This window comes from Polaromonas sp. P1_G2 (assembly GCF_056405515.1).
On record NZ_JBFUBY010000248.1, the window covers coordinates 1 to 6,173 of the forward strand.

Consider the following 6,173-nt stretch of genomic DNA (forward strand, 5'->3'; position numbering starts at 1 on the left):
ATTTAATGGAGTTGTCCGACAACGATTTGCTGGACCTGCTGTTAAAACGAAAAGAAGCTGGCCAGCTGCCCGATGAAGCCGCCAAGGCAAGCGCCTCTACTTCTGAAGCCCATGAGGTTTTAAAGTTGCTGCAGCCCGCGGCGCCGGCCCCCTGATTACCCGCCCGTCCCTCATTGACACTGATACGAAAGAAAGAAGCAAGAAATGAAGCTAGCTGACAACAAAGCCACCCTGTCCTTCAGCAACGGCAGCCCCAGCATCGACCTGCCGGTGTACCAGGGCAATGTCGGCCCGGACGTCGTCGACATCCGCAAGCTGTACGCGCAAACCGGCATGTTCACCTATGACCCCGGTTTCCTGTCGACCGCCGCCTGCCAGTCGGCCATCACCTACATCGACGGCGACAAGGGCGAGCTGCTGTACCGCGGCTACCCCATCGAGCAGCTGGCCACCAACTGCGACTACATGGAAACCTGCCACCTGCTGCTGTACGGAGAGCTGCCCAACGTGGCGCAGAAGACCGACTTCGTGCACCGCGTGACCAACCACACCATGGTCAACGAGCAGATGCAGTTCTTCCTGCGCGGTTTCCGCCGCGACGCGCATCCGATGGCCATCATGACCGGCCTGGTCGGCGCCCTGTCGGCCTTCTACCATGACAGCACCGACATCAACAACCCGGAACACCGCGAAATCGCCGCGATCCGCCTGATCGCCAAGATGCCGACCCTGGTCGCCATGGCTTACAAGTACACCGTGGGCCAGCCCTACATGTACCCCAAGAACAACCTGAGCTACGCCGGCAACTTCCTGCACATGATGTTCGCCACGCCGTGCGAAGAGTACAAGGTCAACCCGGTGCTTGAACGCGCCCTGGACCGCATCTTTATCCTGCACGCCGACCACGAACAGAACGCCTCGACCTCCACCGTGCGCCTGTGCGGTTCCTCCGGCACCAACCCCTTCGCCGCCATCGCGGCCGGTGTGGCCTGCCTCTGGGGCCCGGCCCACGGCGGTGCCAATGAAGCAGCCCTCAACATGCTGGGCGACATCCAGAAGCAGGGCGGCGTCGAGAAGATCGGCGAATTCATCAAGCAGGTCAAGGACAAGAGTTCCGGCGTCAAGCTGATGGGCTTCGGCCACCGCGTCTACAAAAACTACGACCCGCGCGCCAAGCTCATGCAGGAAACCTGCAAGGAAGTGCTGCAGGAAATGGGCCTGGAAAACGACCCGCTGTTCAAGCTGGCCATGGCCCTGGAAAAGATCGCCCTCGAAGACGACTACTTCGTCTCGCGCAAGCTCTACCCCAACGTCGACTTCTACTCCGGCATCGTGCAGCGCGCCATCGGCATCCCCGTGCCGCTGTTCACTGCCGTCTTCGCCCTGGCCCGCACGGTCGGCTGGATCGCCCAGCTCAATGAAATGATCGGCGACCCCGAGTACAAGATCGGCCGCCCACGCCAGCTGTTCACCGGCTCCACGACCCGCCAGGTCAAGCCGCTGGCCAAGCGCTAAGCCACCCGCGCCTTGGCGCAAAGCCCGCCTGATGGCAGCATCGGCGGGCTTTTTTACGCCCGGGCCAGGGGGAAAACGCCCATCGGCAAGCGGGCCATCGCGTATTGCGATGACAAAACCCGGTTCTTAGCGGCAAAATAGCGATCTACCGTCGTCGAACGCGATGACGCCACGCCACAAGCCCCATGAAAAGCTCAGAACGCAACTTTGCCCGCCGCATTGACCTGACCTCGCTTCAACTCTTTGTGGCCGTGTGCGAGCTGGGCAGCATCGGCAAGGCGGCCGAGCGCGAATTCATCGCCGCCTCCGCCGTGAGCAAGCGCCTCTCCGACCTCGAAGCCACGCTGGACACCCCCCTGCTGTACCGCCACACCCGCGGCGTCGACCTGACGCCGGCCGGCGAAAGCCTGCTGCACCATGCGCGCTCGGTGCTGTTCAGCCTCGAAAAAATGCAGAGCGAACTCAGCGAATACGCCGACGGCGTGCGCGGCCATGTGCGCGTGCATGCCAGCATCTCGGCCATCGTGCAGTTCTTGCCCGAGGACCTGGGCGCGTTCACGCGAGAACACTCCGGCATCAAGATAGACCTCGAGGAGCACCTGAGCACCGAAGTCGTCCGCGCCGTGCAGGAAGGCGCGGCCGACCTGGGCATCTGTAATACCGCCGACGGCGCAGGCGACCTGCAGACCCTGCCCTACCGCAGCGACAAACTCGTGCTCATCGTCCCGCGCGGCCACGCGCTGTGCGCGCAGGGCGCCATACGCTTCGAAGCGGCACTGGACTACGACCAGGTCGGCCTGCATTCCAACAGCTCGATCTACCTGGCCATGCGCGAGGCCGCAGCGCGGCTGGGGCGCACCATCAAGCTGCGCATCCACGTGACCGGCCTGGACGCCATGTGCCGCATGATCCACAACGGCCTGGGCGTGGGCGTGATGCCGCAGCGCGCCTTCGAACTGACGCACGGCGTCGGCGAACTTGAATCCATCCCGTTGCTGGACAGCTGGGCGGAGCGCCAGATCCAACTGGTGGCGCGCGACTTTTCCACCCTGCCGCTGACGGCGCGGCTGCTGGTCGACCACCTGACGCTGCCCGCGCCCCAACACGGCAGCCTGAAGGCCGCGAAAAGCGCGGCGGCCCCGGCCCACGCAGCCGCCTAAAATCACCCCACGACAGACGACACAAGAGACCACGAAGGAAACCATGGGACGCACCCTTTACGACAAAATCTGGGACGAACACGTCGTCCATACCGAAGAAGACGGCACGGCCATCCTCTACATTGACCGCCACCTGGTGCATGAAGTCACCAGCCCGCAGGCCTTTGAAGGCCTGCGCGAGGCCGGCCGCAAGGTCTGGCGCATCAGCTCCATCGTCGCCACCGCCGACCACAACACGCCCACCACCGGCTGGGAGCTCGGCTACGACGGCATCACCGACCTGGTCAGCAAGGAACAGATCACCACGCTGGACAGCAACATCAAGGAATTCGGCGCGGCCGCCTTCTTCCCCTTCCTCTCCAAGCGCCAGGGCATCGTGCATGTGATCGGCCCCGAAAGCGGCGCCACCCTGCCCGGCATGACGGTGGTCTGCGGCGACTCGCACACCTCCACCCACGGCGCCTTCGGCGCGCTGGCGCAYGGCATAGGCACCAGCGAGGTCGAGCACGTGATGGCCACGCAGACCCTGCTGGCCAAGAAGGCCAAAAACATGCTCGTGAAGGTCGAGGGCAAGCTCGCACCCGGCTTGACCGGCAAGGACATCGTGCTGGCGATCATTGGAAAGATCGGAACAGCAGGAGGCACCGGCTACACGATTGAATTCGCCGGCGCGGCGATACGCGCGCTCAGCATGGAAGGCCGCATGACGGTCTGCAACATGGCGATTGAAGCGGGCGCGCGCGCCGGCCTGGTGGCGGTGGACCAAAAAACCATCGATTACGTCAAGGGCCGCCTGCTCTCGCCCACCGGCGTCGAATGGGACATGGCCGCCAAATACTGGAACACCCTGCACTCCGATCCCGACGCGAAATTCGACGCCGTGGTCGAACTCGACGCCAGCCAGATCCTGCCGCAGGTCACCTGGGGCACCTCGCCCGAAATGGTGCTGTCCATCGACGACCGCGTGCCCGACCCCGACAAGGAAAAAGACGCCAACAAGCGCGACGCCATCGAGCGCGCGCTGAAGTACATGGGCCTGGAGCCCGGCAAGGCGCTGAACGACCTCTACGTCGACAAGGTGTTCATCGGCTCCTGCACCAACAGCCGCATCGAGGACATGCGCGAAGCCGCGGCCGTGATCAAAAAGATAGGCCAGAAGGTCGCCAAAAATGTGAAGCTCGCGCTGGTGGTGCCGGGCTCCGGCCTGGTCAAGGAACAGGCCGAGCGCGAAGGCCTGGACAAGATTTTTGTGGCCGCCGGCTTTGAATGGCGCGAGCCGGGCTGCTCCATGTGCCTGGCCATGAACGCCGACCGGCTGGAGCCGGGCGAGCGCTGCGCCTCCACCAGCAACCGCAACTTCGAAGGCCGCCAGGGCGCCGGCGGGCGCACCCACCTGGTCAGCCCCGCGATGGCGGCGGCGGCGGCCGTGCACGGCCACTTTGTCGATATCCGCAAGTTTGTCTAACCACCAGCCCCAGGAGGAACTTCCATGAAAAAAATCAAAACCCTGCTTGCGCTGTCACTGGCCTCCGTGGCCGTTCTGCTGGCTGGCTGCAACACCTTCCGGGGTGTCGGGCAGGACGTCCAGAAGGTCGGCGAAAAAATCGAAAACGCCGCAAAGAAGTAAATGCAAAAATTCACCGTACACAAGGGTCTCGTGGCCCCCATGGACCGCGAGAACGTCGACACCGACGCCATCATCCCCAAGCAGTTCCTCAAGTCCATCCGCAAGACGGGCTTCGGGCCCAACCTGTTTGACGAATGGCGCTACCTGGACGCGGGCTTTCCCGGCCAGGAYCCGGCCACGCGCAAGCCCAACCCCGACTTCGTGCTGAACCAGCCGCGCTACGCCGGCGCCTCCGTCCTGCTGGCGCGCAAGAATTTCGGCTGCGGCTCCTCACGCGAACACGCGCCCTGGGCACTGGACCAGTACGGCTTTCGCGCCATCATCGCGCCCAGCTACGCCGACATCTTCTTCAACAACAGCTTCAAGAACGGCCTGCTGCCCATCGTGCTGCCCGAGGCGCAGGTGGCCCAGCTGTTCGACGAAGCGCTGGCCTTTCCCGGCTACCAGCTCACGGTGGACCTGGAACGCCAGGTCGTCGTCAAGCCGCAGGGCGAGGAGCTCCCCTTCGAGGTGCAGGCCTTCCGCAAGTACTGCCTGCTCAACGGCCTGGACGACATCGGCCTGACCTTGCGCCAGAGTGACAAGATCAAGGCCTTTGAAGCCGAGCGCCTGGCGACCAAGCCCTGGCTGAGCCACACCGCCGCGGGCTGAACACCTTTCCCCAGAATCCACCGCGGGCCGTCCCCATGGGCGCGCGCGGCCATCACAAAGACAGCAATCATGAAAATCGCAATCCTGCCGGGTGACGGCATTGGCACTGAAATCGTCGCGGAAGCCGTCAAGGTCCTGAAGGCACTTGACCTGAAATTCGAAACCGAAAGCGCACTGGTCGGCGGCGCCGCCTACGAGGCCCACGGCCATCCGCTGCCCGAAGCCACGCTCAAGCTCGCCAAGGACGCTGACGCTGTGTTGTTCGGCGCGGTCGGTGACTGGAAATACGACAAGCTCGACCGGCCGCTGCGCCCCGAGCAAGCCATCCTGGGCCTGCGCAAGAACCTGGGCCTGTTCGCCAACTTCCGCCCCGCGATCTGCTACGCCCAGCTGGTCGACGCCTCCAGTCTCAAGCGCGAGCTGGTGTCCGGCCTGGACATCCTCATCATCCGCGAACTGACCGGCGACATCTACTTCGGCCAGCCGCGCGGCCGCCGCGTTTCGCCCGACGGGCACTTCCCCGGCTCGGAAGAGGCTTTCGACACCATGCGCTATTCGCGCCCCGAGATCGAGCGCATCGCCCACGTCGCCTTCCAGGCCGCCCGCAAACGCGACAAGCGCGTGACCAGCGTCGACAAAGCCAATGTGCTGGAAACCTTCCAGCTCTGGAAAGACGTGGTCACCGAGGTCGGTACGCAATACCCCGACGTTGCGCTGGACCACATGTACGTGGACAACGCGGCCATGCAGCTGGTCAAGGCGCCCAAGAAGTTTGACGTGGTCGTCACCGGCAATATGTTCGGCGACATCCTGAGCGACGCCGCCGCCATGTTGACCGGCTCCATCGGCATGCTGCCTTCGGCCAGCCTGAACGACAAGAACCAGGGCCTCTATGAGCCCAGCCATGGCAGCGCGCCCGACATCGCCGGCAAGGGCGTGGCGAATCCGCTGGCGACGATTTTGAGCGCGGCCATGATGCTGCGCTTCAGCCTGAACCAGCCCGAAGCCGCCGCCCGCATCGAAAAAGCCGTGGACGCCGTGCTGAGCCAGGGCCTGCGCACACCCGACATCTACAGCGAAGGCACGACCAAGGTCGGCACGGTGCAGATGGGCGACGCGGTCGTCAAGGCTTTGGCCTGACGTTTTTTCGCCGCAAACCGGCGCTTTGCCGAGAGTTTGGGGCGGTTGTCAGCCTCGGCAAAGCCAAGGCTGGCTACAAT

6 protein-coding genes and 1 pseudogene are annotated in these 6,173 nt (G+C 64.1%); all 7 read left to right on the forward strand.

All coding sequences use genetic code 11. The annotated features are described in order from the left end of the window. A pseudogene (locus tag AC1D0P_RS20215) lies at nucleotides 1-155 on the forward strand (succinate dehydrogenase assembly factor 2); the annotation flags it as partial. A 49-nt stretch (nucleotides 156-204) separates the two neighbouring features. After that, nucleotides 205-1,515 (forward strand): citrate synthase, encoded by a 1,311-nt coding sequence (gene gltA / locus AC1D0P_RS20220; protein WP_477678390.1) that lies wholly within the window; start codon nucleotides 205-207, stop codon nucleotides 1,513-1,515. A gap of 185 nt (nucleotides 1,516-1,700) precedes the next feature. Next, nucleotides 1,701-2,675, forward strand: coding sequence for a LysR family transcriptional regulator (locus tag AC1D0P_RS20225; RefSeq protein ID WP_477678391.1), 975 nt, complete (start codon nucleotides 1,701-1,703; stop codon nucleotides 2,673-2,675). Nucleotides 2,676-2,718: 43 nt separating this feature from the next. Next, a complete protein-coding gene (gene leuC, locus AC1D0P_RS20230) occupies nucleotides 2,719-4,140 on the forward strand; it encodes a 3-isopropylmalate dehydratase large subunit (RefSeq protein ID WP_477678392.1) in 1,422 nt (473 codons plus the stop codon). Between the two features lie 24 nt (nucleotides 4,141-4,164). Then, the gene (locus AC1D0P_RS20235) at nucleotides 4,165-4,302 is read left to right on the forward strand and encodes an entericidin A/B family lipoprotein (protein WP_477678393.1); all 138 of its coding nucleotides are present in this window, start codon (nucleotides 4,165-4,167) and stop codon (nucleotides 4,300-4,302) included. After that, entirely contained in the window at nucleotides 4,303-4,953 is a 651-nt protein-coding gene (gene leuD / locus AC1D0P_RS20240; protein WP_477678394.1) for a 3-isopropylmalate dehydratase small subunit, read from the forward strand. Nucleotides 4,954-5,022: 69 nt separating this feature from the next. After that, a complete protein-coding gene (gene leuB / locus AC1D0P_RS20245) occupies nucleotides 5,023-6,093 on the forward strand; it encodes a 3-isopropylmalate dehydrogenase (RefSeq protein WP_477678395.1) in 1,071 nt (356 codons plus the stop codon). Nucleotides 6,094-6,173 lie beyond the last annotated feature (80 nt).